We start from the raw sequence: 26468 nt of genomic DNA on the forward strand, positions 1-26468 counted from the left end.
AGATTTATTAATTCCCCACCAAAACGCTTTGAGAACCGCACCTTACTGCTTGAAACACCTGCCGCATAAATTTTATGAACAATTAGCAATTCAATGATAGTACGATCGCCCGAACAACTTGCTCGATCTGAGTATTGCTCAATCCGGGATACATTGGCAATGATAAAATTTGTTGGCACAGGGTTTCTGCGCGGGGGAAGTCGCCCCGATTGCCTAAGTTTTGGTAGGCGGGTTGCAGGTGGCAAGGTAGGGGATAGTGTATGCCTGTTTGAATCCCGTCTTGGGCGAGTTTTTCCTGAAGGGTGTTGCGGTCGATCGAGCTTTCCTCAGTAATTTTGATCACATAGAGGTGATAAATGTGACCGCTGCTGCTGTGGTTGGCGATCGGTACAATGCCTTTGTGTTTCAATGGTGCTAGTAGAGTATTGTAGTGTTGGGCGGCGTCGGTGCGATCGCGATTCCATTTTTCTAAGTAAGGCAATTTAACATTGAGCACGGCGGCTTGCAAATTGTCGAGGCGGCTGTTGGTGCCAATTTCTGTGTGCAAATATTTGCTAGGTGCTCCGTAATTGCGGAGAGTTCGCATTTTTTCTGCGAGTTGTGCATCGTTAGTAATTAACATCCCGCCGTCGCCAAAAGAACCGAGGTTTTTGCTGGGATAAAAGCTGAATGCTGCTGCTTTACCAATGGAACCCGCGCGGTATCCTTCTCTTTCGGCTAAGTGCGCTTGGGCGGCATCTTCAAATATGATTAAATCGTGGCGATTCGCAAAATCTAAAAGCTGCCGGGGCGACACCATTTGACCGTAAAGGTGTACGGGGATAATTGCTTTAGTTTTCGAGGTAACTGCTGTTTCGGCTGCTGTGAGGTCAATCAGGGCGGTTTCCGGGTCGCAATCTACAAGAATAGGTATAGCTTTGGCTTGGAGGACGGCGATCGCGGTGGCGATAAAAGTGTTAGCGGGTATGATAATTTCGTCGCCAGGATTAATGCCGCAAGCTTGCAGTCCCAGAGCGATCGCATCTGTTCCACAAGCCACTCCTACGCCGTATTTTACTCCTGAAGCTGCTGCAAATGCTGTTTCAAATTCTGCGAGTGCTTGGCCTAAAATAAAGTCTCCTTCCTGGATGATTTTTCTAAGAGCTTCTGCTATTTGCGATTGAATTGGTTGGTGTTGCAATGAAAAGTTTACAAACGGAACTTTTGGCGGGCGGTTACTCATAAACTATCGAGGCATAATTCTTTATATTAACATTTTAGTGCGGATAGCATTTGATTTTTTTTTTAACCGCAGAGGACGCAGAGTAAAAGAGGGGAAAGGGAGATTTTTTACGGAATAGCTGCGCTTCACGTACTTTTTTTTGAGCGTTCAACTAAAGGAAAGTTTTTCTGTAATATAGAAGCAGAGAATTTTGCAGCAATCGCAATCATGGAATACAAAAAACTCGGCGACAGCGACTTATCAGTATCTGAAATCTGTTTGGGTACGATGACTTACGGCCAGCAGAACACCGTTGAGGAAGCGGCCCAACAGCTCGATTTTGCGATGGATAGAGGTGTCAACTTTATCGATACGGCAGAAATGTATCCCGTCCCTGGAAAGGCGGAAACTCAGGGAAAAACAGAGGAATATATCGGCGAATGGTTGGCGAAACAGCAGCGGGATAAAGTCATTATAGCGACTAAAGTGGCGGGCAGAAGCACTCGATTAAAGTGGATTCGGGAAGGAAAAAATCAGATCGATCGCCCAAATGTCGAAAAAGCCCTGAACGACAGCCTGAAGCGCTTGCAAACTGACTACATTGACCTCTATCAGATCCACTGGCCCGATCGCTACGTGCCCTTATTTGGCGCGCCGGATTACGACATCGCCCAAGAGCACGAAACTGTACCGATTTTGGAACAGTTAGAGGTATTTGCTGATTTAATTAAAGCCGGAAAAATCCGCTATTTGGGTTTGAGTAACGAGACGCCTTGGGGAGTTTGCGAGTTTTGCACGTTGGCGGAAAAACACGGTTTGCCGAAAGTTGTTTCGATTCAGAATGCTTTCAGTTTGAGCAATCGCACATTTCACCTAAATTTAGCAGAAACTTGCCGTTTTAAGAATGTGGGATTGATGGCTTACAGTCCTTTGGGATTTGGTCTGTTAACGGGTAAATACTTAAAGGGAATTCCCGAAAATTCTAGGTTGGCTTTATTCGCGGGATTTGGTCAGCGTTACGATAAAACTAATCTGAACGATGCGGTGAAAGCGTATGTTGAGATTGCGGGTAAACATGGGATAAGTCCGGCGCAGATGGCTTTGGCGTATGTGCGATCGCGCTGGTTTGTAACTAGCACTATTATCGGTGCAACCAGTCTCGAACAGTTGGAGGAAAATATCGGTAGTTTGGAGGTGAATTTGGATAAGGATATCATAGCGGAAATCAATGCGGTGCACGCTAAGTATCCTAATCCCACACCGTAAGTTTATTAGTAGGTTGGGTTGAGGTAACGAAACCCAACTTCTCACTTTAATATGCGAAAATTACATAAACAGAACTTACGCACTCCGCCCAAGAAACCGGGTTTTTTAGTGAATCTGCGGGCTGTAACGAAGTTTTATCGCAAAAAACCCGGTTTCTGAGTTCCCCTGCGTAAGTTTTAGTTGAGGAAGTTTGCAACTTCTGGTTGGGAAAAGGTTTTTGAATGCGATCGCACTCAAGTATTAGATGTGTTCAGAGGTTTTCTTCAGGAAGTGATGCAGCTAGCTGTAGATAAGGGTTTCATCACAGCCGAGGAGAAGGATGAGTTTATTAGTCCGGCTTTTGCTAGCAGTACGGATGCTGTGGTATTGAGTAAGTAGTTGGTTTGGATGGTGGTTTGGGCGAGCAACTTTTTTAATATAATGACGGACAAGTTTCAATCCCTAATAAATATTTAGGTTAACTGCATTTTTAAAAGTTCCGTCCCACATCTTGCGAAATGTATCGGTTTCAATCCCTAATAGAGATTTAGGTTAATTGCCACTCAAAAACGCAACTCGGTGCGCTTTTGACAGAGAATAAAGCTGTTTCAATCCCTAATGGGAATTTAGGTTCATTATGGCTATGCAGGATTTAACGCTAAATACCCGCTTTGCGGTTTCAATTCTTAATTAAGTTAATTAATACCTCACATTCAATTACTATCTCATTTCCTATCCTGTTTCGTTTTTCTCTACCCCGTTTTGCTGTACTGGTAACACAGGATAAACAAAAAAAACTGATTATTTATCATCAAAATTTTGTTGACTACTAGCCAGCTAATGTGCTAATAATAAATAAAGAACGTCCCTACTACTTGGAGGTGTTAAGGACGCTCTATTCCAACCATGAATTCGAGAACGGTAGTATTGAACTGCATTAACCTGTTCTCAGGATTCTGGATGTTATTTAATTTATGCAAAACAATGATACCACAAAATCACGCGCGAACGCTACTCGAAAAGCTGCTCGCTCATCCTCATGGTTTGGAGATAGCCCGTATGGTTTATGGGTCGCACCCAAACAGTCAAGAGCTTATACTCTCGGACATTCAGCGCGGTATGCAAAAACTCAAAGACAGAGTGACTACCTTAGAACGCTTACACTCTGAGGATGAGGATCGGAAAGATAAAAACCGTGGATGGGAATACGAGTCAGATTCCTGGGATAACAATGGTTTATCAAAAGCGGACTCCTTGGAACGCGAATATTCATCCGAAGAACTAGGAAGCTGGTAAAAAGTACGATCGCCCTTCCCATCCAAAAAATACGACAATGGTAAAGGGCGATCGCACTTCACCCTAAAATATTTCTCAATTAAACCCATGAGTACAATTCGCTTACAACTAGCCGAATACTTGAAACGTCGAGGTTTCACCCCCGAAAACTTGGTCGAAGCTGTGGGCGAAACACTCAATCCTGAAACCGTATACCAACTGATCGAAAAAGCAGAAAACCTCAACCATCTAGACTTATCCGTCCTAGCCGCCATTATAGATGGCTTGAGCAAACTCAATGGTTTTCCAGTTGGCATCGCAGAAGTGCTAATATTTTTTCCTGACATTTCCGAGGAAGCATTGGCAAAATCGCCTTGGCGTCAACTTTACCTCGTCGATAATGAAATTCCTCCCTATGATTGGGGAGATGTAGACCCGATGAAACTTGGTCAACCCGTGCGCTATATACCGGGAGTAGGTGCTGTTATTCTTGAAGACGAAAGGGTATAGCAATAAGCGTGGCTAATAGATTCACCATTCGCGATATTTTACTGGTTGATTTCCCTCCTCAAACGCCTGCACTGCACGAACAGCAAGGAATACGCCCTGCTGTAGTAGTGGGGAGGCCAAGCAACACAGGTATGATACGTTTTGAGCTTGTGATTGTTGTGCCGATTACCAGACAATCAGGAGATTGGACTGCACAAAATCCAATTTTATACCCAAGTCTTCAGGCAGGAGTAGGAAATCTAACGGCCGACTCGATAGTATTGCTGGATCAAGTACGCGCTGTAGATATCCGGCGAGTATTGCGCTATCTTGGCAGTTTAACCGCAGAAGAGTATCAGCCGATCGCAGATGGACTCAAGCTAATGTTCAGCTTTTAAATTATTCCTCCATCAGCGTTTATCTGCGTGCATCTGCGGTTAAAAATCCCCCTCAATTCCCTGACAACAAGCTTAATGTCCCAATAGCTTATCCCGCAAATGCTTAATGCGATCGCACTTTCCTATCCTAAATAGGAAGTCGTCGTACTCGATAACGATTATCTTCCACTGTCACAATCGCACCTGTTTCCAAATCTTCACCGCACTCTGACAAAACTGCAAGCAATCTAGCACTAACAAACACTGGAATAGTGGTTTGCAGTCTAAAAATAATCACACTTGGAAGGGATTCAGAACTGATAGCCAAAAGCTCGCCAAAATCCAGGTCAAAAGTTAAAACAATTCGTTGCTCTTGGCGTGCTTTTTCCAGGATCTCAGAATCGGGCAAACGCTCCAATCCTTGCTCATTTAAGTGTACAGCATTATATCCCTGCTGGCGCAGTGCAAGCACCGTTACAGGAGACACACCCATGTCTGCCAAGAATTTCATGCTGGACTCCCAGTAAAGGGACGAATTTGCTCGTTCGTCAAAAATGCCGCATACTGGAGACTAGCTTTAATATCCTCAGCTTCCAAATAAGGATAAGCTGCCAAAATTTCCTCTACACTCATCCCATTTGCTACTAAACTCACTACCAAAGAAACAGTAATTCGCATTCCTCGAATGCAAGCTCTTCCTCCCATAATTTTTGGATCGAAGGTAATGCGATCGAACATCATATCCTCCCACTCTTCCTTAGTGTCCCAATAGCTTATCCCGCAAATGCTTAATCCGATCGCGCAATTTACCCGCCTCCTCAAACTCCAACTTCTTAGCCGCCGCCTTCATCTGCGCTTCCAACCGCCCGATTAACTGAGGAATCTCATCCAAAGATAACTCGTTTACCTGTTCGTAAACCTCCTCCAACTGCTGAGAATTCAGCTTGCGCGACACATCCAAAAATGCCAAAATCGCATTACTCGATCGCTTTTTGGCGATCGGCTGCGGCGTAATCCCGTGCATCTTATTGTACGCTAGCTGAATCCCCCGGCGTCGATCCGTTTCGTCGATCGCCTTAACCATACTATCCGTCAAATTATCCGCGTACAGAATAGCCTGTCCCTGAACGTGCCGCGCCGCCCTTCCAATCGTTTGAATCAACGAACGTCCCGAGCGCAAAAACCCCTCTTTATCCGCATCCAAAATTACCACCAGCGAAACTTCCGGCAAATCCAAACCTTCCCGCAGCAAGTTAACACCAATCAATACATCAAACTTACCATCCTGCAAATCTTGGATAATTTCGATGCGTTGAATCGACTGAATTTCCGAGTGCAAATACCGGACTTTAATAGCCCTTTCCTGCAAATATTCGGTTAAATCTTCTGCCATCCGCTTCGTTAAAGTCGTCACCAAAACTCGCTCGTCCCGACTTACTCTCTCCTTAATTTCCCCCAACAAATCATCAATTTGTCCTTCCGTCGGACGCACGAAAATTGTCGGATCTATTACTCCGGTAGGGCGAATTACTTGCTCTGCAACTCTGCCTTCGGATATTTCCATTTCCCAATCCCCAGGCGTAGCAGAAACAAAGATGCACTGATTTTCTTTTGCCCAGAATTCCTCTGCTTTTAAAGGGCGGTTATCTGCCGCGCTGGGCAAGCGAAAACCGTGTTCGATCAATACTTTTTTTCGCGCTTGGTCGCCGTTATACATTCCCCGAATTTGCGGCACTGTCACGTGAGATTCATCTATCACCAACATCCAATCTTTCGGGAAATAATCAATCAAACATTCTGGCGGTTCCCCCGCATTTCTCCCTGCTAAATGCCGCGAATAATTTTCGACTCCGTTGCAGTAACCTACCTCGCGCAGCATTTCCAAATCGTAGCGAGTGCGCTGTTCCAACCGCTGAGCTTCTAATAGTTTACCCTGTTTTTCAAATTCTACCAGTCGGTCTTCTAATTCGAGTTCTATCCCTTGGCAAGCTGCCTCTAATTTATCTTCTGCCGTGACAAAGTGACGCGCTGGATAGATATTTAAAGCCGTTGAACTTTGCAGGATTTTACCTGTTACGGGGTCAACGTAGCGAATGGCATCGATTTCATCCCCGAAGAATTCAACGCGAATAATTCTATCTTCGTAAGCGGGGCCAATTTCCAAAACATCGCCTTTGACGCGAAATTTGCCTCTGCCTAAATCTATATCGTTGCGGCTGTATTGGACGTTAACTAAATCTCGCAAAACTTGCCGCTGGTTGACTTCCATTCCTACTCGCAAAGGAATAGCCGCTTTCAGGTATTCTGCGGGCATTCCCAAACCGTAGATGCAGCTAATTGAAGCAACTACAATCACGTCGCGACGTTCAAAGAGCGATCGCGTGGCTGAGTGCCGCAACATATCGATCTCGTCGTTAATTGCTGCCGTTTTCTCAATGAAAGTATCGGTGACAGCGATGTATGCTTCAGGTTGGTAGTAGTCGTAATAACTGACAAAGTATTCGACTGCATTGTTCGGGAAAAAATTTCGCAGTTCGTTGCAGAGTTGAGCTGCCAGGGTTTTGTTGTGTGCTAGGACTAAGGTGGGTCTGCCGACTTTTTCAATCACCGAGGCAATGGAGAAGGTTTTGCCCGTACCTGTGGCACCGAGTAAGGTTTGAAATCGATCGCCCGCTTCGATGCCTTTGACAAGTTGCTTGATCGCTAGCGGTTGGTCGCCTGTGGGCTGGAAGGGCGCTTGCAATTGAAAAGATGCTGCCGCAGTTACCATAGGAAAATGTAGCTATTACCCATAAATCTTAACAAAAATGCAGAGATTCTGCAATTTCTCTAAGAAAATAGTTAGACTTTGTAATATTATTTTAATCATCGGCCCAAATAGAAAGCAGAAAGCTCACAAAAGCAGTTGTCCGAACCCAGCAATCAACAGCAATAAGCGAGGAAAAGAATTATGGATACGAGGAGCACAGGTACAGGCAAAGGCAAAGCACTCGCCCGCCGTGGCAAAGCAGGTTCCAAAAGCCAACCGACAGAACCCACGGATGCCAAAGCAACAGGAATTCAACTTTATCGCCCGCAACTCCTGCATGACAACCGCCCCGTCGGCCCAGACGATTTTACAATCAGCGAGACCGTCTCGATTTCGGGGAACCGCCCGATCGGCACTAGCACCCTGCACCTAAGCGAAACCTACGGCACTGTAGGCAATCGCCCGGTCGAATCCAGCGACTTTGAAGTGGTTGCTACTCTCGGCAATCGCCCGATCGGCTCTAGCGCCATGCAAGTCAGCGAAATGTTCAGTATGTCCGGTGCCCGCCCTATTGGCATGAGCACTCTGCACATTGATGAAGTTTACTCCACAATGGGAGGAAATCGACCAATTGCCTCAAACGAAATTGACGATAGCTCGACATTAATGGGCTTTTTAGATTAATTAGTCAGTTGTTAGTTGTTAGTTGTTAGTGGTCATCTGCTACCAATAACTAATAACTAATAACTAATAACCAGTACCAACAGTCAACTAACTACTTCTCGATACCCTGATATTTACTCAATAAAGCAGCAAAGCGCTTGTAATCCACAGGCTTCCTCACATACTCCGCCACTCCCAATTCCCAACCCTGATTTTGGTCGTCCAAAAAAGTTATCATAATCACTGGAATATCAACCAAATCTCGATCGGCTTTCAACGCCGACAGCACCGCCCAGCCGTCCATACTTGGCATCATTACGTCCAGAATAATCGCGTCCGGCAGCAACTCCTTAGCCAACAGAAGCCCCCCTTGACCGCTAGCCGACGATCGCACCCGAAATCCCTGTTTCGACAAGCAGCGAGTCATCAAATCCCGCGCGTCCGGATCGTCGTCAATCACCAGCACAGTAGCAGCATCCGGCAGATCCAGCGGTTGTGATCGCATTGCTTTTTGCTTCGCTTCAGTCGTTTCTGCACTCGTGTCTAAATCCTGGGAAGGCTCGGCCTCAATTTCTGGGATTTCTCGATCGTCCTGCGGTTCTTTCGGGCTTGTAACCGCAATCGGCAACCGGATCGTAAAACTAGAACCGCAATTAAATTCGCTCTCAACGGTAATGTCTCCGCCCATCATCTGGCAAAATTTCCGGCTAATTGTCAGCCCCAAACCGGTGCCGCCGTATTTGCGGGTAGTAGAATTGTCCGCTTGAGCGAAAGCTCCGAACAGCCTCGACACCTGATCCTCAGTCATGCCGATGCCAGTATCGGTTACTTGAAAGACGATCGAAGGCTGTGGACACCGAGAAGGATCTGCCGAGACTTCTTCGGAATTGCCGATCGGCAAAACCTCCCCTTCTTCTTTCCAAACATTAATCGTAATTTTGCCTCGATCGGTAAACTTAGTAGCATTGGTCACCAAATTCAACAGCGCTTGCCGCAGCTTTGACAAATCGGAGTATATCGTGCCAATATTGCGCTCGCAATTGACAATCAAAGTATTGCCATTTTTCGCTAGCTGGGGTTGAACAGTAGTGACAACCTGCTCCAGCAAATTCAACACATCAAAAGTCTCCAAGAAAAGAGTCATCTTTCCTGCTTCAATTTTAGAAATATCCAGGATGTCACTAATAATGTTGAGCAACTGCTTGCCTGCCATATTAATGCTTGCCAAATCCATCACAAACTCTTCTTCGCCGAGTTCCAGAGCCTCTTCTTGCAGCAGCTCGCTGTACCCAATAATCGCATTCAAGGGCGTCCGCAACTCGTGAGTCATATTTGCCAAAAAAGTGCTTTTCGCCCGGTTGGCAGCTTCGGCAGCATTCTTAGCAACTTCCAATTCCTCCGATCGTTCCTCTAGCTGTCGCTGCCGCACTTCCAAACCGTTGAGTAAACTGTTAATTTGCTGAGCCATGGTATTGAGAGTAGAAGATAGCACCCCGATCGCGTCATTAGAAACAACAGGCGAGCGAGCCGTCAAATCACCGCTCGCCATCTGTTCGGCAGTTTCCCGCAGCAAGCCGAGATTCCGAATAATTGCCGACACCGACACAAAACCCACTGTCCCCGCGATCAAACTCAAAACCAAAGCCCCCATCAGCCAGTGCTGAGTTCGACTCGCCACAAAGAGAGTTTGCTGCACCAGCACCGCCTTTGCTGCCTCAGAAACCCCCGCCGCCGGATCTGAGGCAGCCTCTATTGCCAGCAAATAGTTCTTCATATCCACAGAACCCATCCACCCGACTCCCACCGCCATCCAAGTTATCAGTACCAAGATGACAAACAGCCCGCTCAAAGACGCCCGAGTTCCCAGAGAAATCCCCCTCGTAGCAAGTGCCGCCGCCCAAGGATAGCCCCTGAGAAAAGGATCTGGCTGCACCGGTGCGCCGGAATTCCAAATCTCCTCAATTTGACCGTCTGCCCTCACCTTGCCAATCCTCACTGTTTTCCAGATATGCTGAGTTTGGCCATCTATTTTTACCTTGCCCGAGGGCGCTGCAAACTCAATATTTTTAGCAGCCGCCCTAACTTTAACCGCATCTGTCGAACCAGCTTTTTCTACTGCTTGCTTCCACAGGTAAACGCCCAAATAAGCCGCTTCGATCGGGTCATCGGTGACTCGATTTTCCCCGTATCGGGCTTTATAAGCCTTGACAAATTTACGATTTTCCGGTGTATCCACCGTTTGAAAATAGTTCCAAACCACCAAATGTCCAGCAATATTGGACGGCCCGATCGCCCGCACTTCTTCTTCTGCTACGCTGACCGACAGCACGGGCAAATCCTCGGGTTTTATGCCAGCTTCCCGCAGATGAAGGAAAAAAGCCACATTGCTGTCCCCGTTGAGAGTGTTGAGAATAGCATCCGGTTTCACTGCTAAGATATGTGCGATCGCCTCGCCCACTTCTGTCGATCCCAGCGGCAGATACACTTCCCCCGCCAACTCTCCCCCCTGTGCCGCCAGTTGAGCTTTCACAATCCGATTTGCCGTCCGGGGAAAGAGATAGTCCGAACCCAACAGGAAAATTTTCCGCTTCCCCTGTGCCAGCAAGTAATTCACCCCAGGCACAATCTGTTGGTTCGGGGCAGCACCAGTGTAGAAAATATTCGGACACTGTTCTAGCCCTTCATACTGCACCGGATAGAACAGCAACCCTTGGCCCTGCTCGAAAGCAGGCAGTACAGCTTTGCGGCTCGCCGAAGTCCAACAGCCAAATACCGCCGCCACCTGCGCTTCTAAGAGCAATTGCTTAGCTTTTTGAGCAAAAGTCTGCAAATCGCTGGCTCCATCTTCTATAACCGCTTCCAAGGGGCGTCCGAGCACCCCTCCCGCCGCATTAATTTCCTCAACAGCCAACAGCGTCGCATCTTTAACAGAAATTTCGCTGATGGACATCGTGCCCGTCAGCGAATGCAACACGCCTATTTTGATCGGCTTACGAGTCGGGCCGGCTGCTTCGAGGGGGTTACTGCTCCTTGCTCCCATAGGGTTTTAGATACTTTTTACTAATAACAGAAATTTTAGTTGGCTCCGGCAGGAAGTTAGCCTTGAGGCTAAGTCTTGTTTAGCAGATTATTTAACCCGAGCGTCACACAACTTGCCAATTGCGGCACCGTGTTGATTTTAACGGTCAAACTGCTCTACATCTGACTTAAGTCTGCACTAAATCTGTCGCCTATTTCTCTCTTCATCTTTTACGGATCTCGAAACAGCCTCATCAAACAAACCACAAAAGGTACTTATGGCGATCGCGCCGCAGAAAAATTATCCCCTCCTCCCATTTCCCCAACTCATTCACTGCCCGTGCCTTGCGACTCACCAAGCAATCTCACGCACCATTCCCCTTCCCCTATTTCCTTTGGGGCTAATGGAAGTTTCCGTAATTTATCTTAACTATAAAACTCAAAACTCAAAACTCTTCACCAGCCCCTATCTCCCTTCAGACAGAGGGAAGTCTTCGTGATTTCCCTTATGATCAATATAAGGTTAACTTCTAAGTACCCTTGTTAAAAATAAATTTTGCAAACAATAAGGGAAAAACTAATGAATAGTCAAGAAAACGCGACCCACCCTGGCAGCGAAAATCAAGTCACGCTACCCAAATCCAGGGAAGTATTGCTCGGGGAGGCAACAGAAAAAGCCCTCGGTCAGCAAAAACAAGAAGATGCTCAAACTATGCGCGCTGTCGAACAGTTGAAAGAAGAACTTCAGCACAGAATAGATGAAGAATGTCATCACAAGGTAGATTAAAACTAATAGGTTTTTTTTCTGGTGTGGGTAAGATGCGGTCTTGCCCACACCCGCCTTTTTAAGGCAGAATTAAATATAATTTAAAAATTATAAATTCTTTTGGGTTAAAAAAAATAGTCTTGGACGCACAGGCGACCCTCCAGCAGTTTTTTAGGTAGTCCTGCATAAGTAATGAGGAAACTCAATCTAACCCTATCTGTGTAGGGATTGAGGAAGCCAAAATCCTAACTCTTGCACCACTACCGTTTTTTACAAAATACTTGATTGCAGCCAGCAGAAACGGTAAAAAAAAGCCGGTAAGGTTAAGTATGAAAGTGGCAGTGCGTCTAAAAGTGAAAAATAATTTTTCCATCTTTCATGTTCCCTCTTCATTGTTTCTTCCTAGAGGTAGAGTGCAACGCAGCTCCTAGTTACCTATGATGAGTTTAGTAAGTAAAAAATGTCTGATTAGATACACATAGGGAGAAACCCATGAGCACTGAAGATAGAGCAAAGGCAACTGGCAACAACATCGCAGGCGCTGCTCAAGAAGCCTTGGGCAATGTTACTGGTGACCCGAAGGATAAAGCAGAAGGCAAAGCCAAGCAGGCAAAAGCTGAAGCTGGTCATGCGATCGAAGATGTAAAAGATGAGCTCAAAAAGAAACTAGACTAAGCCTAATACTAATTGAGAGGGTCGAGCAACCTGACCCTTTCAAGTATGCCAAATGTTTTCTGAACGGAGGAAAAAAGGTGAGTTTATTGCAGCAGAGTCGCAAAATAATTGCGGGCTTACTCTTGGTTTTAATGCTGGCTGTTACGACTGCCTGCGCGCCCAGCGTTTCAACCCAAAAACCGACTGATGTACCTGTAGCAAGTGGTGGCAGTCAGGGTTATTACGCGCAGCTAGAACGTGGCAATACCGCCGCCGGTCAAGATTTTGGTAAATGGGTAACATTGACGGCTCAGGGCCTGGTTCAGGATGCTTACGTGCGCGACAATAACAAGTTGGGAGTTGTAATTACCCCGCAAGTTCGCCCCACTGAAGTGAAAGATTTGGCGAAATCGTTAGCACAAGGTTTTCACCGCAATTTCCCAAATCAGGATGTAAGTGTTTTGGTTTACGCTCCTGACAAAAAGTTGATTTTGACTGCTAAGTACGATCAGCAATCAAATCAGATTGAATACAAGTCTTGACCTGGTTAGCAAGCTTAAATGATAGCCGCGTGGCGGTTTAATATTTTCCGCAGTTTTTTGAAGGCGAAACAATCTCAATTTAAGACTGAAATGTTGTGTAGATTGGAAAAAAGTTACCATGAGTAGCAGCGATAATTACAAGCGTCAAATCATGAACGATTTAGCCCAGGGCGATCGAGAAATGATGCCGGAGACAACTGGTGAAGATTACGAAAACTTTGACGATTTTGCTCAGAGAACTTCGCCCGCTCAGCGCAAACAATTATTCGGGCGTTCTCTGAATCACGACTCCCTCCCGCCGGCTCAGTTGGAACCGGAATTGCAAAAGGCGATCGCCCAAATTAAGCCCAACGAACGCGACGAGGTGGCGCGGGAATTCTTCAAGCATTTGGGGAAGAGAGGATTGGACGATCGCACATTGGAAAAGCAGCTAGGACTTTCTACCCACCACGCCAGCCGCATGAATGCTGACGATGTTACCAAGCTGGCTTCGTTTACCTATCACACTCACCCGGATATTTTCCAAGAAGTGCTGGCAGAACAGCCGAGTTTGATGAAGTTTTTGGGCAATCCAGTTGTTGCGGGTATTTTGGGAATAGTTGCTGCTAAATGGCTCAACAACCGCAAATAGTCTCGGATTCAGACCCGTTTAAAAGCTGATAATACGTGCAGTATATGAAAGGACGATCGCTCTGGCGATCGCCCTTTTATCTTTTATATTTAGTCTTGTAGTAAAATAACTGCGATCGCGTTTTTAGGGAGGATTTTAGTCATCATAAAACTCACTCAAACTTTAGTCCTCACTACCAGCATCTTTGATGGCGGTCGTTCAACGTAACATAATATTATAATACTAAATCCCGATTGTTTAAATCTTAATTATTGGGGTCGTAGCTGTTCGGGTAAGTAAAAAACCTTGCCAATTACCGATTACGAATTATTAATTATTGCTCAAAGCTAAAAATAGCTGCACAACAGTAAACTGCGGTATACCTGACACTCCGCAAAATTAAATGTAGGATTAAGTGTTGCCGTGAATCAGAAAAAAAGATGAACGTATCCACTATTTGGCGAAAACTCCGCAGCCAGCAAGCTTTCTGCTTGGCTGTACTCCTGGCAAGTTGCCTGGTATTTATCGGTTGTTCCCCCGCGCAGTCAGCGGCTGGCAATTCAGCCGATCCCAAGTTGAAAGAGCAAGTATTGCAGATTATCCGCGAAAACCCGCAAGCAATTATAGAGTCGGTACAAGCGTACCAGCAACAGCAGCAGCAGTCTCTTAAAGCAGCGCAGCAGTCATTTTTGCAGGAGATGAAAACTAATCCAAAATCTGCGATCGGGGATTCTCCAAGCACCGGCTCAGCTTCCCAGCAAATTGTACTTTTAGAATTCTCTGACTTTCAATGTCCGTTTTGCGCGCGCGCTCACGATACTGTCAAGGAGTTTATGGCAAAACACCAGGACAAAGTTACTTTAGCTTACAAGCATTTTCCCTTGACTTCAATTCACCCTCAAGCGCTGCCAGCAGCTAAAGCAGCTTGGGCGGCCCAACAGCAGGGCAAATTCTGGGAATATTACAGCGCTTTGTTTGAAGGGCAGAAAGAGTTAGGCGAACCATTGTACGGATCGATCGCCCAAAAGCTCAATCTAAAATTAGATAAATTCAACACCGATCGCAATAGCCCCGCTGCCGAAGCCGCCATTGGGAAAGACGTGCAACTCGCTCAACAACTCGGCATTGAAGGGACTCCGTTTTTTATTATGAACGGCCAAACTTTCTCCGGCGCGATCGAGCTTTCTGAGATGGAAAGCATTCTCGCATCTGTCTCGAAATAAGAAATTCATGACTCTTGGAAACTGAGTCTAAAAAATCGTTCCCAGCCAAAGCAGGCTGGGAACGAGAAAAACCAGAAAAACTCGAAAAATCTTTGATTAAACCGCAGCCAACTCAGGAGTCGGACGCTTGCTGTGGCGGATACCCTCGATCGCGGCTGCGTAATCATTCGCCTTAAACACAGCAGAACCAGCGACGATCGCATTTGCGCCTGCTTCCAGAACCTGCCAAGTATTGTTCCCCTTCAAACCGCCATCTACCTCAATCCAAGGATCGAGGCCCTTGTCGTCGCACATTTTACGCAACTGGCGAATTTTCGGCAAAACAGCCGGGATAAAACTTTGACCGCCAAAGCCCGGATTGACGCTCATAATCAGCACCAAATCGCAAAGTTCCAGCACGTACTCGATCAACTCCAGCGGCGTCGAAGGATTCAGAACCACACCAGCCATTTTGCCCAATTCCCGAATTTGGCCGAGGGTGCGGTGCAAGTGAGGCGAAGCATTGTGTTCCGCGTGAACCGAAATAATGTCAGCACCAGCCTTAGCGAAGTCCTCGACGTACTTCTCGGGCTCCACAATCATCAAGTGGACATCGATCACCTTGGTAGTAACAGGGCGAATTGCCTCAACAATCAGCGGCCCGATAGTAATATTAGGAACAAAGCGACCGTCCATCACATCTACGTGAATCCAGTCAGCCCCAGCTCGATCGACAGCCTGAATCTCTTCTCCAAGACGGCTAAAATCGGCTGATAATATGGATGGAGCAATAACGATGGGTTTTTGGGATTGGGTCATGGCTAAGTCTGTTCTCCTGACTGCTGTGCTGTATCCAGTTTATCAAAATACGGGTCTCCGGGTCGAAAAGTTGCCAACGATCGGTCGCGAGATTGGGAGGGCAGAAAAATTTTGCCTCTGACAGACAAGTTTGGCGATCGCACCACCCCAGCTCTCCGAATTTTGGTTTAGGATATTAATTTTCCCTCTAACAAATAACTTTTGTGCAAAATGCGACCTTCTGCAAATTTTGAGTAGCGAATTATGAAAAATACAGATCCCTTAGAAAATCCTGAACTCGATCGTGCCAGTCTGTTTGTATTAATGATCCCAGTCATCGGCTTTTTCCCCGCCCTGTGGACTCTTTACCGCCGTCAGGGTAGTCCCGAACGCAAAGCCGTCAGCCGCTTGGCAATTGCCCTTGCTTTTAGTTGGCTCTTAGGACATATTCTTTTAGAAGCTGGAGCGATTTCTGCGGAATCTCCGACACTTCCCATGTTATTAATGAGTAGCCTGCTAACAACCAGCTATTTCATCGTTGCTCTGGGACTGATGATTCGCCTCTGGAAGCGTCAACCGCTATGGTTGCCCGGAATTAGTCGCGTAGCCGAGCAAGTAGTAGGCAAACATTTATCATAATTTAGGGTTATTTTAAGCTCCTACCCTATTGATTGATTGCGTCTTCAGCTTGATACTACATATTGCCATTATCTTTTTTATTTTTGTTGTGTGTGAGGAAGCCAGTGCCAGCTCAAAAAATTCCTAATCAAGACCCTATCCAACAATCAACTGCTCAACCTGCAACCAAAAAATCTCCCCAGCCCCATCGAGGCCGCTGGCTGGGTTTTGGTTTTGGTTTGGCTGGAGTAGCCATGCTCTCAGCCACAGCCGGAGCATTGCTAGCCGTCTCCCTTTCTACAACGCCGCTTCAGCAACAAAAGTTGAGCCCTGAAGAAGCGGCGGTGTTTTCTCAAGGCGACATGGCAAAGCTCAGCATGAAGATGCCCGAGCTGACTCGCCCAGTTAATATTTTAGTTTTAGGACTTAAAGTTCTGACCTCTGACATCGAAGGAAGTGCCAACAAACAAGTCGGATACGAGGTTTGGGAAAACTCATTTAAGGGCTTAACCGATACCATGCTGTTGGTTAGGTTTGACCCTCAAAATAAAAAGTTAAGCGTGCTTTCCATTCCGCGAGACACCCGCACCTATGTTGAAGGCAGGGGCGAGGTGAAAATCAACGAAGCTAATTACTACGGTGGCCCGGCTTCGTCAGCGAAGTCAGTCAGCGGACTCCTGGGCGGTGTGGGAATTGACCGCTATGTCACAGTTAATATTCATGGCATAAAGAGTTTGGTAGATGCCCTTGGTGGCATTACTATTAATGTCCCTAAAGACATGAAGTATACCGATGAAAGCCAGCATTTATATATAGATTTAAAGGCGGGCAAGCAGAAACTAAACGGCGAACAAATCGTGCAATATTTGCTTTACCGGCACGACGATTTGGGCGATATCGGGCGGGTGCAGCGCCAACAATTGTTGATGCGGGCTTTTGTGGAACAGGAAGTTAATGTAGGTTTGCTGTCTCGACTACCGAAGATTTTGTCGGTGATTCAATCTCACCTTGACACGAATTTGAGTATAGAAGAATTGGTGGCTTTGGCTGGTTTTGCTACTCAAACCGATCGCGCGGGCGTGCAGATGTTGATGGTTCCCGGTAAATTTAGCGATTCTAAGGACTACAAGTCAAGTTTTTGGTTGCCAGACCAATATGGCATCGAAACTCTGGTGGCAGAACATTTTGACTTCGGCCAAAATACTTGGCAAATTGAGAATGCTGATTCGACTTTTCTGAAGGTGGCGATTCAAGATGCTACCGGAGATCCATCGGCTGTTGAAGCTTTTGTCAATAATTTGACTCAAGCCGGTTATCGGAATGTTCAGGTTTATAAAGCTTGGCCCGAACCGCTGGAGGTAACTACTCTAGTAGCTCAACAGGGCGATATTAAAGGTGCTCAAGCAATTCGCCAGTTTTTGGGTTTTGGAGATGTGTTGGTTGAGAGTACCGGTTCTTTGCAGTCGGATGTGACAATCAGATTGGGTCAGGATTGGTTGGAGAAAAAGGATCAGTCCGGCGGTGCGGCTAAGTCTTTTTAAACTGGATTATAACTGGGGTATTTGTAGGGACACAGCAATGCTGTGTCCTCTTATTTTCTGTTGGTAGAGATGGAGGCGATCGCTTTTTTGTCGATTTACTGATACTATATTTTTTGGTGATGATGAATCACGATCGCAATAGCGATACTTCCCTCCGCAATCTCAACTGAAACAATAATCAACGAGGGAAAGCTTAAGATATTTTATAAAGGTAGCGTTGATGAACAAGGGTGCTAAAATAGACCGACAGCGGGAACATCAGGCAAATGAACGCACGTTTCTTGCATGGCTACGAACTTCACTCGCTTTAATTGGTTTTGGGTTTGCGATCAGTCGGTTCAGTTTATTTCTCCGCCAATTTCAAGCTACAGTGACTCAGCAAGAAGTTTCCTCCCCTCCCTTCTTCAACTCCGAAACTTTAGGGCTGAGTCTGGTCGTTTTGGGGATTGCGGTGATTGCCTTAGCAGCATGGCGTTATAATCGAGTATTCTGGCAAATTGAGCGAGGTGATTATCGCCCAAATCGTGTGCTAGTTTGGATATTGACTGGAACTGTGATGATTTTAGGAACGTTAAGCATTCCGTTGTTGCTATGGCGAGATCGCGGAAATATAGCTCCCACTTCAACTCCTAAAAACTCTCAATTCTAAGTTAACCAGATCGCTTAGAATTGAGTGAAAATAATCGCAACCATATCATTACGCTTTTGTGCATCAAGATTGTCTATGGCGTTCGAGAGATGGGGATAGAGTCCGATGGGGAGAGGATGTGACGATTTTGGCTCGGGTCAGGGAAATATACAATTTAAATGCAGTACAACTTACAAGCGGAAGCAAGTGAAATGAAGCCATCGCACCCACAACCAACCTAAAAAACTCCCCACAAAATAAGAGATAAAATCTGACCAAGTAAAGTGATTTCCCAAAATCAGCCTTCCGGGTAAAGTAGCTCGCATTGCTTGTAAAAACGGAGGTGTCCACAGTTGGAGAAACTCTACTCCGCAGGTAGCTAGACACACAGCTACAGCCGCCCTAATTTGCGAAAATCGCGGCAAGATCAGAACTACCAGCAAAATCCAAAATACCTCATAGGCTATGCTCCCAAAAAAGTCGTTGAACCATTCCGGTGCAGGGCCGCGAGAAAATCTCACTACGTAACCTAAAGGGATAATCACGATTATACTGATGAGCAGGGCAATTCGATATTTTAAAAAACGGCGATCGGGAGAAATTGGGGAAGTCATTGATTCCGGGGACAATCACGCATTTGTTGTCACAGGTTGAAGTGGATAAACCTCAGAATTAACTGTCATCTTCAATACTGCATTGGCTTGCAACGGCTCATTGAACCAATATTCTCTGTACCACCTATCCTCTTCTATCCATTCTGAAGACATGATACGACAGCCGGAATATCGACCGCCCGGCTCTAAATCGACGCTCCAGGGCTGGCGCCCCTGTCCTTCCAAAACCACGATGCAATCTGGGTTGCTGGGTTGATCGTTGAGGGAATCCTCACTAAGCTGAACCCAACTTGGGCGATGAACGCTGAGTCTTATAGCCATCTCAAGCTGCTCCAAGTCAGGATGCTCTATGGATTTTTCTAGGAACCTTGTAACTTCTTCAATCTCGATATTTTGCGTGATGTACTCAAGCAGTACCCGGAAATCAGTGACCAAACAAGCCAGTTCATCATCGGCTGTGAACCCCCAATAACTGGCATAGCTACCATCCCCGTCTCCACTTTCAAAGGCGAGCGCATTGCCCCCAGTATCAGGGTCTAGGGTAAGATTGAAAGTGGGCAGATTATCGGGGTCTAGGGTGAGATTGAAGCCACTCCGATCCACAATTTGCTGAGATGGGTAGGTCAATTGAGTTACCAGATCCTGAGCTGCTAGCCAGTTATGCAATTGCCAGCTTTGTTCAATGGCACGATCGACTAGACCCTGCAATTCTTCATCAGAACGCCGCTCAACTACCTTAGCATCGACAAAACACCCCATTCCCGCATCAACACCATAGCCAAAAAACTGATTCCGTCTTAACTCGGTTAAATCCTCACCTGGACGCAGAGCCATCTCCCAACGGACAGGGGATTCAGAGCAAAACTTAACCATCGCACAGGCAGTGCGCCCACTGTCAACCACACTTAGCAACACAGGATAGCGCCCTGGTGGAACGGTTCTGGTAAACGGGTCAACGTCTTTGCACCACAGCCAACCGGGGTCGCAAGCAATAATACGCCCTGAAGGTAAAACTAAGTCACCCGCCTTAAAAACATCACTGGTTATGCCACCCTCTGTGAGCGATTCGTAGACTTGATTGGGCTCGAAGGCTGCGAGGAAATTGGTATGAGCCTTTAGGGACATGAGGCGATCGCAGTTAGATAAAACATTTTTACTACTCTAATATATGATTTTTGGTTCAACATCAAAGATTGCTTGGGTAACTATATCTATTTAACCGGACTTGATAAGGCTGGCATAAAATCTTAACCTGTATCGGATTGAGTGTCTGGTACCACTTGCAAAAGAATTACATTGCTGTGGCGATCGCCACTGAGCAAAAACTTAACTTCCCCAGTCGCACCGTTAACTTTAAAGTTAGAATTAGCCAAAGTCTTAGCCAACAGAACTCGTCCTGCTTCACTGCTATAAGGTTAATCGCGATCGCCCACAGGTAAGCTGAGTGTGAATGCTGTTTGACCAAGTATTGCAGGATCTAGCAGGATTTGCATCGATTCAAGATTTTCAACAAGGAATCGATCGCATTCAGTTACGTGGGAGTCTCTCTGACTACAATATTGTTGGTAACTCCATCAATTTGGCTGGTACGTCAGACCAAATTGCTGTAATTCAAGGCCCGTTTACCCCTGATAGTTTCATATTCGTGTAAAATATCGACTTTTAGAACCCCGACTTCGCAGAATTGGTCGGGGTTCTGGTATTATGTTTTTTTACAAATAACCAATAAAATCAATTAATTTTCTGCAAATGCCGATCGCTCTTTAATCCAATCCAGTAAAATAGGATTGACCAATTCCGGCGCTTCATCCTGGGGACAATGGCCCACTCCCTCCAAAGGAATAAACTTTTCAACAGCCGGAAACTTTGCCAATTCTCGCCCCAATGCGATCGGCTCCCAAGGGTCATCTGTCCCCCACAAAATCAAAGCCGGACAGCTCAAACGCGGCAACAAATCCTCCGGTAGCGGGCCTTGAGAATAACTGATAAATGCTACAAATACTTCCACTGCGCCGCTGTCTTTGGCAGGTTCCAGCAGCATATTTACCAGTTCGTCGCTGACAGCTTCAGGACGGCGATATGCTTGCAAAAGCACTTTTTTTACTGTTTTTGGCGTTGCTAATTGTTTAAAAAATAGTTGACTTATCCACTTGACATTTAAAATTTTTTGTGCAATTGGCGCTCCAAAACTGCGATACCAAGGCAATTCGGCGCGTTTGCGATCGTGCAGCAACCGCAGGGAACAATTAAGTAAAATTACGCCAGAAGCAATATCGGGAAAATCCACAGCGGCTTGCATAATTGCCACACAGCCGATCGAATTTCCCACCAAAAAAGCCGGCCCGCCCGCAACTTCCCGACAAAAATCAGCAATTAGCTGTCCCCAAGTTTCAAAAGTATAGTCAATCTCAAGTTTGGGCGCTGGTTTAGCAGAACCGCCAAAACCGATGAGGTCGATCGCATAACAGCGACAATCAGCAGCCAGCGCCGGCAAATTCTTGCGCCAGTGGCCCCAAGACGCACCAAAACCGTGGACAAACACCACCGCAGGCCCCTGGGAACCGGCAGCCTGGTAGCAAATGGGAAAGCCTTTCCACAGCCAAGTTTGAGGTGCAGCAACTGTTGACGAAGTGGGAGTAGAAGATGTCATACGATTTTAGATTTTAGATTTTAGATTTTAGATGAATGCAAGGCTGCAAAGGACTCAAGTCATTACTACAAACCGTATCGCAATTCGAGGCAACCACGGGGAGATGGCCCCCACTGCATAAATCCTCAGCCTTCCTTCCCTCTCCCCTCTTCCCTCTTCCTTCTTCCTTCTTCCTTCTTCCTTCTGACTTTGCAGTTAGAGCCGATAGTATGTCACGATTAAAGATGCTGACTTCTTTGCCTTATTGAAATTTCCCTTATGCCAACGATCATTTCCACTGCTGTCGTACCGTTTCTGGGGTCGGAAATTGTACCCGACTACGACACCGCCAAAGTAGTTATCTTACCAATTCCCTACGAAGCTACAACCACTTACCGCCGGGGGTGCGAAAACGGGCCGGCGAAACTTCTAGAAGCTTCTCATCAACTCGAGTGCTACGACGAAGAATTGGATTCCGAAGTTTGCTACGATGTCGGAATTTATACACAAGAGCCGATCGCCGATACCCGCAACCGCCAACCGGTTTCATCCTCAGAAATGCTGCGAGTCACCCAAGCCGCAGTGCACCAGCTAGTTACCGAAAATAAATTTGTCATCTCCCTCGGAGGCGAACACAGCATCACTGCAGGCGTTGTCGAAGGTTATCGCCAAGCATACCCGGATGAACCTTTCACAGTCGTGCAAATCGACGCCCACGGCGACTTGCGGCACGAGTACGAAGGCTCGATTCACAACCACGCCTGCGTGATGCGACGTATTGTCGATATGGGCTTACCGACACTGCAAATCGGGATTCGCGCCATTTGCAAAGAAGAAGCAGACTTGATTAAAGCAAAACAGCTAAACGTGATTCGAGCTAGGGAAATCGCTACTCAACCGGATTGGGCAGATCGGGCAATTGCCAGCATTACAACCAAGCGGGTATTTTTGACGATCGACTTAGACGGCATCGATCCGACTTTAATTCCAGGGGTGGGAACACCCGAACCGGGCGGGTTAAATTGGTATTCCCTCACCGGATTTTTGCGCCGCATCTTCGAGTCCTACGAAGTAATCGGGTGTGACATTATGGAATTAGCACCTATTGTAGATTCTGTAGTCTCAGAATTTACCGCCGCCAAATTAGCATACAAACTTATTGGATACCAAGCCCTGGCTCAAGGTTGGCTAAAGCCAGACGAGGAATAAATCCCGAAGTACGAATCACAATAGGCTGTTGGCAAGGCTAGAATTAAGTTAAAGCCAAACAACAGCCAATTTTACTCGTGCTGACAGTTTCATCTTTCATGCTGGCAAATACTGCTCTTCACCTCCTGAAAACATGAGTTTACTAATCGATACAACTGGTACTCCCATTAACGGCTACGCTCCCGATTTTGAATTGCCGGGAGTTGACGAAGAAGTTCACCATTTAGCTCGATATTTAGAAAAATTTCGGGCGATCGCGGTGATATTTATGTGCAATCATTGCCCTTACGTGCAGTTGTATCTCAATCGCATGAAAGAACTTCAAGCAGATTTTCAAGATCGAGATGTTACTTTAATCGGGATTAATGCTAATGATGCAAACCAGCATCCCGACGACAGTTTTGAGAACATGAAAACTTTTGCCGCCAACAATCAACTCAACTTCCCGTACATCCGAGATGTTGCTCAAGATGTGGCTGAAAGTTTTGGGGCTTCTAAAACGCCGGAGGTTTTTTTGTTAGACCAAGACGGCAAACTGCGCTATAAAGGTTTAATTGACGACAACGCCGACGATCCGGCGGCGGTGCAGGTTTCTTATTTGCGGAGTGCGATCGACCAATTGCTCAACAGCCAACCCGTTGAGCCTTCAACTACAGAGGCGATAGGCTGTTCCGTCAAATGGCGAGCATAGGCAGATTTAAAATTAACGTTCCGGCAGTAATTATTAACTGGTTCCCAGGCACAGCCAGGGAACCTATCTCCAGAGGCTTGGCCTCGTCAAAGAGTGGACGCAAATTGGAGGTACAGCCTCCGAATCTGCTTTACCAGGCAGAGCCTGGTAAGGAGTAAAAAGATTCCAAACAATTGTCTGTGAACTTAAGAAGTAGACGTATTCCCAACTTAATTCTCGCAGTCGCCTTCATGCTAGCACTGCTGATTAGTTGGAACTTATTCAAGAACTTTTCCTCAGTCGATACGCTGCAGCGCACCTCCTTAAACGTATCCGCTGCTATCAGTCTCTCGAAAGCTTTAGGGGAAATCAAAACTGTTTATCAAAGCAGTAATCCGAATTTTACTATTAATTATAATTTTGGTGCTTCCGGTGCTCTAGAACAGCAAATTCAGCAAGGCGCCCCGGTAGATGTATTTTTCAGCGCCGCCACCAATCCAATGGATGCTTTGCAGCAATCTAACCTGCTAATTAACGACACGCGGCGCAATTTGCTGACAAATCGCCTGGTTTTGATTACTCCTAAAAATGGCTTGGCTTTGAGCGAGTTTAAACAGTTGACAGATGCCAGAATCAAGAAAATTGCGATCGGCGAACCCAAGAGCGTACCTGTGGGCCAATACGCTCAGGGAATGCTAAATAAACTGGGATTGTGGCGGCAAATACAGCCAAAATTAGTGCTAGGAAATAACGTCCGCCAAGTGCTGACATTCGTCGAAAGCGGTAACGTTGATGCTGGTATAGTTTATGCGACTGACGCCACAGCCTCCGACAAAGTAACTGTGCGGCTAACGGCTGCCGAAAATTTGCATTCGCCCATTGTTTATCCGCTGGCAGTTATCAGAAACAGCCGCAATCCCGGTGCTGCGAAAGCGTTTGTTGACTTTTTGGCGGGCGATCGAGCTAAAATAGTATTTCAGAAATACGGATTTGGCATAGTTCGATAATTAGGCGGAAAAATTATAAATATTCAGAAACCCTTCTTCACTTTCTTCTCTTCCTTCGTGTTCTTCGCGTCTTCGCGGTTCGTTAAAAAAAAACTCCTTCACAAATCATTTAAGACTGCGATAGTTAATCCCAAATATGGAATTTGACTTATCTCCGCTCTGGATTTCTCTTAAATCATCTGCAATTGCCACATTTTTTACTTTCTTTCTGGGAATAGCCGCCGCCCGGTGGATGCTTTCAACTCGCATCAGAGGTAAAGCTTTGATTGAAGGGATTTTAATTTCTCCCTTAGTTTTGCCGCCGACAGTAGTGGGATTTTTGCTGCTGCTACTGTTTGGTAGAAATGGGGCGATCGGGCAATTTTTGCTACAATTCAGCTTAAGTATAATTTTCACTTGGCAAGCCGCCGCCATTACTGCCACCGTTGTATCATTTCCCCTCATGTATAAAACTGCTTTGGGAGCTTTTGAGCAAATTGATGCGAATCTTCTCAATGCAGCCCGCACTTTGGGAGCATCGGAGTGGCAAGTCTTTTGGCGGATTATGTTGCCGCTAGCATGGCCGGGAATTGTAGCAGGAACTATTCTCGCATTTGCTCGCGCTTTGGGTGAATTCGGCGCGACGTTGATGTTAGCGGGGAATATTCCCGGACAAACTCAAACTATCCCGATGGCAATTTATTTTGCTGTGGAAGCAGGGGATATGAGGCAAGCTGCTATTTGGGTTTTGATTATTCTTAGTCTTTCTTTGAGCGTGCTAACTGCTGTAAATTTTTGGACGGATTTACAAAGGAGATCGCTCAAACCGAATTCGAGCCAAAGACTGCAATCAAATCTTCCTAAATTAGCGTCTACTTTTACCAGAAAATCCCAAAAACAACAACCGGAAAGGGGACTTTTTTTAAACATATTCAAACCTCTCTCCGGCTTTGCCTTGGATGTCGGTTTCGATATCGGTCCGGAAGTGCTGGGAATTTTGGGCGCGTCGGGTTCTGGTAAGAGCATGACTCTGCGCTGCATCGCCGGTTTGGAAACTCCCAGGAGCGGTCAAATTTCAGTCAATGGCAGGGTTTTATTTGACTCAGCACAGGGTATTAATGTAGCTTCTAAAGACCGCCGCATCGGTTTTTTGTTTCAAAACTATGCTTTATTTCCTCACCTGACTGTTGCTCAAAATATTGCGTTTGGCTTGCAGCATTTATCTGAAAGCGAGCAAAAAATTCGGGTAAAAGAACAGCTAATTTCGGTGCAAATGTCGGGACTAGAAAACCGCTACCCGCACAAACTTTCAGGAGGCCAACAGCAGCGGGTGGCTTTGGCTAGGGCGATCGCCCCTTCTCCCGATTTGCTGCTGTTAGACGAACCGTTTTCTGCTTTGGATACTCACTTACGCAGTCAACTTGAACGGGAGTTAATGCAGACTCTGGCTAATTATCAGGGAATTACTTTGTTTGTCAGCCACAATTTAGAGGAAGTTTACCGGGTGTGCAAAAATCTGTTGGTATTGGCTGAGGGAAGGCCGATCGCCTTTGATACCAAAGAGAACATTTTCGATCGCCCTCGCAATTTCACTGTCGCCCAGTTGACGGGCTGCAAGAATTTCTCAGCAGCTAAACCGATCTCCGTAACTCTCGTGGAGGCGATCGACTGGGGCTGTACTCTGACTGTAGTCGAACCCATTCCCAAATCTCTAGTTTCTGTGGGAATTCGGGCTCATCAACTGATTTTTGTTAGGGGGTGCGATCGTGAAAATACTTTTGCTTGTTGGCTCGCCTCGACTGTGGAAACTCCGCACCGGGTGACATTATATCTCAAATTGCACTCGCCTCCCAATGATTCCCAAGATTATCACTTGCAAGCCGAAGTTTTCAAGGAAAAGTGGAGGGCTATTAAGGACAATCCTTTTCCCTGGTATGTTCATTTTGAGCCAATTAGGTTAATATTAATGGAAGCCTGAGTTAAC

The 26468-nt window shown here is 46.2% G+C and carries 29 protein-coding genes; 19 read left to right on the top strand and 10 right to left on the bottom strand.

Going from position 1 to position 26468, the window contains the following annotated elements; genetic code table 11:
* Positions 1 to 82 precede the first annotated feature (82 nt).
* Entirely contained in the window at positions 83 to 1222 is a 1140-nt protein-coding gene (locus QUA47_RS13035; RefSeq protein ID WP_333431050.1) for a DegT/DnrJ/EryC1/StrS family aminotransferase, read from the bottom strand.
* Positions 1223 to 1429: 207 nt separating this feature from the next.
* On the opposite strand from QUA47_RS13035, the gene QUA47_RS13040 reads away from it, so the two are divergent.
* The 5 genes from QUA47_RS13040 (at position 1430) to QUA47_RS13060 (ending at position 4608) form a co-directional block, all read left to right on the top strand.
* Positions 1430 to 2467 carry an NADP(H)-dependent aldo-keto reductase gene (locus QUA47_RS13040; RefSeq protein WP_333431051.1) on the top strand — a complete coding sequence of 346 codons (1038 nt, stop codon included), beginning with the start codon at positions 1430 to 1432 and terminating at the stop codon, positions 2465 to 2467.
* Positions 2468 to 2647: 180 nt separating this feature from the next.
* Positions 2648 to 2845: a hypothetical protein gene (locus QUA47_RS13045; protein WP_333431052.1), complete on the top strand. Its 198-nt coding sequence runs from the start codon at positions 2648 to 2650 to the stop codon at positions 2843 to 2845.
* A 585-nt stretch (positions 2846 to 3430) separates the two neighbouring features.
* Positions 3431 to 3742, top strand: a complete 312-nt coding sequence (locus tag QUA47_RS13050; protein WP_333431053.1) for a hypothetical protein — start codon at positions 3431 to 3433, stop codon at positions 3740 to 3742.
* An 87-nt stretch (positions 3743 to 3829) separates the two neighbouring features.
* Positions 3830 to 4231 (top strand): hypothetical protein, encoded by a 402-nt coding sequence (locus tag QUA47_RS13055; protein WP_333431054.1) that lies wholly within the window; start codon positions 3830 to 3832, stop codon positions 4229 to 4231.
* An 8-nt stretch (positions 4232 to 4239) separates the two neighbouring features.
* On the top strand, positions 4240 to 4608 hold the full coding sequence (locus QUA47_RS13060; protein ID WP_333431055.1) for a type II toxin-antitoxin system PemK/MazF family toxin: 369 nt from the start codon (positions 4240 to 4242) through the stop codon (positions 4606 to 4608).
* Between the two features lie 127 nt (positions 4609 to 4735).
* Here the strand turns inward: QUA47_RS13060 and QUA47_RS13065 are convergent, their stop codons facing one another.
* Genes QUA47_RS13065 through uvrB form a run of 3 tightly spaced genes read right to left on the bottom strand, consistent with a single transcriptional unit; the run spans position 4736 to position 7357 of the window.
* Positions 4736 to 5098, bottom strand: coding sequence for a DUF5615 family PIN-like protein (locus QUA47_RS13065; RefSeq protein ID WP_333431056.1), 363 nt, complete (start codon positions 5096 to 5098; stop codon positions 4736 to 4738).
* Positions 5095 to 5328: a DUF433 domain-containing protein gene (locus QUA47_RS13070; RefSeq protein WP_445300911.1), complete on the bottom strand. Its 234-nt coding sequence runs from the start codon at positions 5326 to 5328 to the stop codon at positions 5095 to 5097. Before QUA47_RS13070 ends, QUA47_RS13065 begins: the two co-directional genes overlap by 4 nt.
* Positions 5329 to 5344: 16 nt before the next feature.
* Positions 5345 to 7357 (bottom strand): excinuclease ABC subunit UvrB, encoded by a 2013-nt coding sequence (uvrB, locus tag QUA47_RS13075; protein WP_333431057.1) that lies wholly within the window; start codon positions 7355 to 7357, stop codon positions 5345 to 5347.
* Between the two features lie 180 nt (positions 7358 to 7537).
* On the opposite strand from uvrB, the gene QUA47_RS13080 reads away from it, so the two are divergent.
* A complete protein-coding gene (locus QUA47_RS13080) occupies positions 7538 to 8020 on the top strand; it encodes a hypothetical protein (protein ID WP_006632071.1) in 483 nt (160 codons plus the stop codon).
* Positions 8021 to 8111: 91 nt separating this feature from the next.
* On the opposite strand, the gene urtA is transcribed toward QUA47_RS13080, so the two are convergent.
* Complete coding sequence (gene urtA / locus QUA47_RS13085) at positions 8112 to 11039, bottom strand: urea ABC transporter substrate-binding protein (protein WP_333431058.1); 2928 nt, start codon at positions 11037 to 11039, stop codon at positions 8112 to 8114.
* Between the two features lie 558 nt (positions 11040 to 11597).
* On the opposite strand from urtA, the gene QUA47_RS13090 reads away from it, so the two are divergent.
* The 5 genes from QUA47_RS13090 to QUA47_RS13110 all read left to right on the top strand — a co-directional run bounded on the left by QUA47_RS13090 (position 11598) and on the right by QUA47_RS13110 (position 14812).
* A complete protein-coding gene (locus QUA47_RS13090) occupies positions 11598 to 11804 on the top strand; it encodes a hypothetical protein (RefSeq protein ID WP_006632073.1) in 207 nt (68 codons plus the stop codon).
* 471 nt (positions 11805 to 12275) lie between these two features.
* The gene (locus QUA47_RS13095; RefSeq protein ID WP_006632074.1) at positions 12276 to 12458 is read left to right on the top strand and encodes a CsbD family protein; all 183 of its coding nucleotides are present in this window, start codon (positions 12276 to 12278) and stop codon (positions 12456 to 12458) included.
* A 77-nt stretch (positions 12459 to 12535) separates the two neighbouring features.
* Complete coding sequence (locus QUA47_RS13100; RefSeq protein WP_333431059.1) at positions 12536 to 12979, top strand: hypothetical protein; 444 nt, start codon at positions 12536 to 12538, stop codon at positions 12977 to 12979.
* A gap of 118 nt (positions 12980 to 13097) precedes the next feature.
* Positions 13098 to 13610: a hypothetical protein gene (locus QUA47_RS13105; protein WP_333431060.1), complete on the top strand. Its 513-nt coding sequence runs from the start codon at positions 13098 to 13100 to the stop codon at positions 13608 to 13610.
* A 419-nt stretch (positions 13611 to 14029) separates the two neighbouring features.
* On the top strand, positions 14030 to 14812 hold the full coding sequence (locus QUA47_RS13110) for a DsbA family protein (RefSeq protein WP_333431061.1): 783 nt from the start codon (positions 14030 to 14032) through the stop codon (positions 14810 to 14812).
* Positions 14813 to 14908: 96 nt separating this feature from the next.
* On the opposite strand, the gene rpe is transcribed toward QUA47_RS13110, so the two are convergent.
* Positions 14909 to 15610 carry a ribulose-phosphate 3-epimerase gene (gene rpe / locus QUA47_RS13115; RefSeq protein WP_006632078.1) on the bottom strand — a complete coding sequence of 234 codons (702 nt, stop codon included), beginning with the start codon at positions 15608 to 15610 and terminating at the stop codon, positions 14909 to 14911.
* A 243-nt stretch (positions 15611 to 15853) separates the two neighbouring features.
* Between rpe and QUA47_RS13120 the strand changes: the two genes are divergently transcribed.
* The 3 genes from QUA47_RS13120 (at position 15854) to QUA47_RS13130 (ending at position 18397) form a co-directional block, all read left to right on the top strand.
* Complete coding sequence (locus tag QUA47_RS13120; RefSeq protein WP_333431062.1) at positions 15854 to 16228, top strand: hypothetical protein; 375 nt, start codon at positions 15854 to 15856, stop codon at positions 16226 to 16228.
* Between the two features lie 104 nt (positions 16229 to 16332).
* Positions 16333 to 17748 (top strand): LCP family protein, encoded by a 1416-nt coding sequence (locus tag QUA47_RS13125; RefSeq protein WP_333406649.1) that lies wholly within the window; start codon positions 16333 to 16335, stop codon positions 17746 to 17748.
* 220 nt (positions 17749 to 17968) lie between these two features.
* Complete coding sequence (locus QUA47_RS13130) at positions 17969 to 18397, top strand: DUF202 domain-containing protein (RefSeq protein ID WP_190662718.1); 429 nt, start codon at positions 17969 to 17971, stop codon at positions 18395 to 18397.
* 170 nt (positions 18398 to 18567) lie between these two features.
* Here QUA47_RS13130 and QUA47_RS13135 read toward each other — a convergent pair whose 3' ends face one another.
* The 3 genes from QUA47_RS13135 to QUA47_RS13145 form a co-directional block, all read right to left on the bottom strand.
* A complete protein-coding gene (locus tag QUA47_RS13135) occupies positions 18568 to 18990 on the bottom strand; it encodes a DUF2809 domain-containing protein (protein ID WP_333289264.1) in 423 nt (140 codons plus the stop codon).
* A gap of 15 nt (positions 18991 to 19005) precedes the next feature.
* Positions 19006 to 20115 (bottom strand): DUF4241 domain-containing protein, encoded by a 1110-nt coding sequence (locus tag QUA47_RS13140; RefSeq protein ID WP_333431063.1) that lies wholly within the window; start codon positions 20113 to 20115, stop codon positions 19006 to 19008.
* Between the two features lie 122 nt (positions 20116 to 20237).
* Positions 20238 to 20375, bottom strand: coding sequence for a hypothetical protein (locus QUA47_RS13145; protein WP_158307953.1), 138 nt, complete (start codon positions 20373 to 20375; stop codon positions 20238 to 20240).
* A gap of 65 nt (positions 20376 to 20440) precedes the next feature.
* Here QUA47_RS13145 and QUA47_RS13150 point away from each other — a divergent pair, with 65 nt between their 5' ends.
* Positions 20441 to 20641, top strand: a complete 201-nt coding sequence (locus QUA47_RS13150; protein WP_333431064.1) for a hypothetical protein — start codon at positions 20441 to 20443, stop codon at positions 20639 to 20641.
* Between the two features lie 84 nt (positions 20642 to 20725).
* On the opposite strand, the gene QUA47_RS13155 is transcribed toward QUA47_RS13150, so the two are convergent.
* Entirely contained in the window at positions 20726 to 21640 is a 915-nt protein-coding gene (locus tag QUA47_RS13155) for an alpha/beta fold hydrolase (RefSeq protein WP_333431065.1), read from the bottom strand.
* Positions 21641 to 21898: 258 nt separating this feature from the next.
* On the opposite strand from QUA47_RS13155, the gene speB reads away from it, so the two are divergent.
* From speB to modB, 4 genes are all read left to right on the top strand, one after another.
* Complete coding sequence (gene speB / locus QUA47_RS13160; protein ID WP_333289277.1) at positions 21899 to 22828, top strand: agmatinase; 930 nt, start codon at positions 21899 to 21901, stop codon at positions 22826 to 22828.
* 133 nt (positions 22829 to 22961) lie between these two features.
* Positions 22962 to 23519 (top strand): thioredoxin family protein, encoded by a 558-nt coding sequence (locus QUA47_RS13165; protein WP_006632091.1) that lies wholly within the window; start codon positions 22962 to 22964, stop codon positions 23517 to 23519.
* A 179-nt stretch (positions 23520 to 23698) separates the two neighbouring features.
* Positions 23699 to 24505, top strand: coding sequence for a molybdate ABC transporter substrate-binding protein (gene modA / locus QUA47_RS13170; protein ID WP_333431066.1), 807 nt, complete (start codon positions 23699 to 23701; stop codon positions 24503 to 24505).
* Between the two features lie 136 nt (positions 24506 to 24641).
* Positions 24642 to 26462, top strand: a complete 1821-nt coding sequence (modB, locus tag QUA47_RS13175) for a molybdate ABC transporter permease subunit (RefSeq protein WP_333431067.1) — start codon at positions 24642 to 24644, stop codon at positions 26460 to 26462.
* The last annotated feature ends 6 nt before the right edge of the window (positions 26463 to 26468 follow it).

Source organism: Microcoleus sp. MON2_D5, from assembly GCF_036701905.1.
In the GTDB taxonomy this organism is placed as follows: Bacteria; Cyanobacteriota; Cyanobacteriia; order Cyanobacteriales; family Microcoleaceae; genus Microcoleus.

What these genes read in the sequence shown, in the direction of transcription:
- QUA47_RS13090 (WP_006632073.1), top strand. Translation starts at nt 11,598, where the DNA reads ATGAATAGTCAAGAAAACGCGACCCACCCTGGCAGCGAAAATCAAGTC.
- QUA47_RS13070 (WP_445300911.1), bottom strand. Translation starts at nt 5,328, where the DNA reads ATGATGTTCGATCGCATTACCTTCGATCCAAAAATTATGGGAGGAAGA.
- QUA47_RS13135 (WP_333289264.1), bottom strand. Translation starts at nt 18,990, where the DNA reads ATGACTTCCCCAATTTCTCCCGATCGCCGTTTTTTAAAATATCGAATT.
- QUA47_RS13150 (WP_333431064.1), top strand. Translation starts at nt 20,441, where the DNA reads ATGCTGTTTGACCAAGTATTGCAGGATCTAGCAGGATTTGCATCGATT.
- QUA47_RS13055 (WP_333431054.1), top strand. Translation starts at nt 3,830, where the DNA reads ATGAGTACAATTCGCTTACAACTAGCCGAATACTTGAAACGTCGAGGT.
- QUA47_RS13095 (WP_006632074.1), top strand. Translation starts at nt 12,276, where the DNA reads ATGAGCACTGAAGATAGAGCAAAGGCAACTGGCAACAACATCGCAGGC.
- urtA (WP_333431058.1), bottom strand. Translation starts at nt 11,039, where the DNA reads ATGGGAGCAAGGAGCAGTAACCCCCTCGAAGCAGCCGGCCCGACTCGT.
- QUA47_RS13065 (WP_333431056.1), bottom strand. Translation starts at nt 5,098, where the DNA reads ATGAAATTCTTGGCAGACATGGGTGTGTCTCCTGTAACGGTGCTTGCA.
- QUA47_RS13105 (WP_333431060.1), top strand. Translation starts at nt 13,098, where the DNA reads ATGAGTAGCAGCGATAATTACAAGCGTCAAATCATGAACGATTTAGCC.
- QUA47_RS13040 (WP_333431051.1), top strand. Translation starts at nt 1,430, where the DNA reads ATGGAATACAAAAAACTCGGCGACAGCGACTTATCAGTATCTGAAATC.
- QUA47_RS13080 (WP_006632071.1), top strand. Translation starts at nt 7,538, where the DNA reads ATGGATACGAGGAGCACAGGTACAGGCAAAGGCAAAGCACTCGCCCGC.
- QUA47_RS13130 (WP_190662718.1), top strand. Translation starts at nt 17,969, where the DNA reads ATGAACAAGGGTGCTAAAATAGACCGACAGCGGGAACATCAGGCAAAT.
- modB (WP_333431067.1), top strand. Translation starts at nt 24,642, where the DNA reads ATGGAATTTGACTTATCTCCGCTCTGGATTTCTCTTAAATCATCTGCA.
- QUA47_RS13035 (WP_333431050.1), bottom strand. Translation starts at nt 1,222, where the DNA reads ATGAGTAACCGCCCGCCAAAAGTTCCGTTTGTAAACTTTTCATTGCAA.
- uvrB (WP_333431057.1), bottom strand. Translation starts at nt 7,357, where the DNA reads ATGGTAACTGCGGCAGCATCTTTTCAATTGCAAGCGCCCTTCCAGCCC.
- QUA47_RS13165 (WP_006632091.1), top strand. Translation starts at nt 22,962, where the DNA reads ATGAGTTTACTAATCGATACAACTGGTACTCCCATTAACGGCTACGCT.
- rpe (WP_006632078.1), bottom strand. Translation starts at nt 15,610, where the DNA reads ATGACCCAATCCCAAAAACCCATCGTTATTGCTCCATCCATATTATCA.
- speB (WP_333289277.1), top strand. Translation starts at nt 21,899, where the DNA reads ATGCCAACGATCATTTCCACTGCTGTCGTACCGTTTCTGGGGTCGGAA.
- QUA47_RS13050 (WP_333431053.1), top strand. Translation starts at nt 3,431, where the DNA reads ATGATACCACAAAATCACGCGCGAACGCTACTCGAAAAGCTGCTCGCT.
- QUA47_RS13155 (WP_333431065.1), bottom strand. Translation starts at nt 21,640, where the DNA reads ATGACATCTTCTACTCCCACTTCGTCAACAGTTGCTGCACCTCAAACT.
- QUA47_RS13110 (WP_333431061.1), top strand. Translation starts at nt 14,030, where the DNA reads ATGAACGTATCCACTATTTGGCGAAAACTCCGCAGCCAGCAAGCTTTC.
- QUA47_RS13120 (WP_333431062.1), top strand. Translation starts at nt 15,854, where the DNA reads ATGAAAAATACAGATCCCTTAGAAAATCCTGAACTCGATCGTGCCAGT.
- QUA47_RS13140 (WP_333431063.1), bottom strand. Translation starts at nt 20,115, where the DNA reads ATGTCCCTAAAGGCTCATACCAATTTCCTCGCAGCCTTCGAGCCCAAT.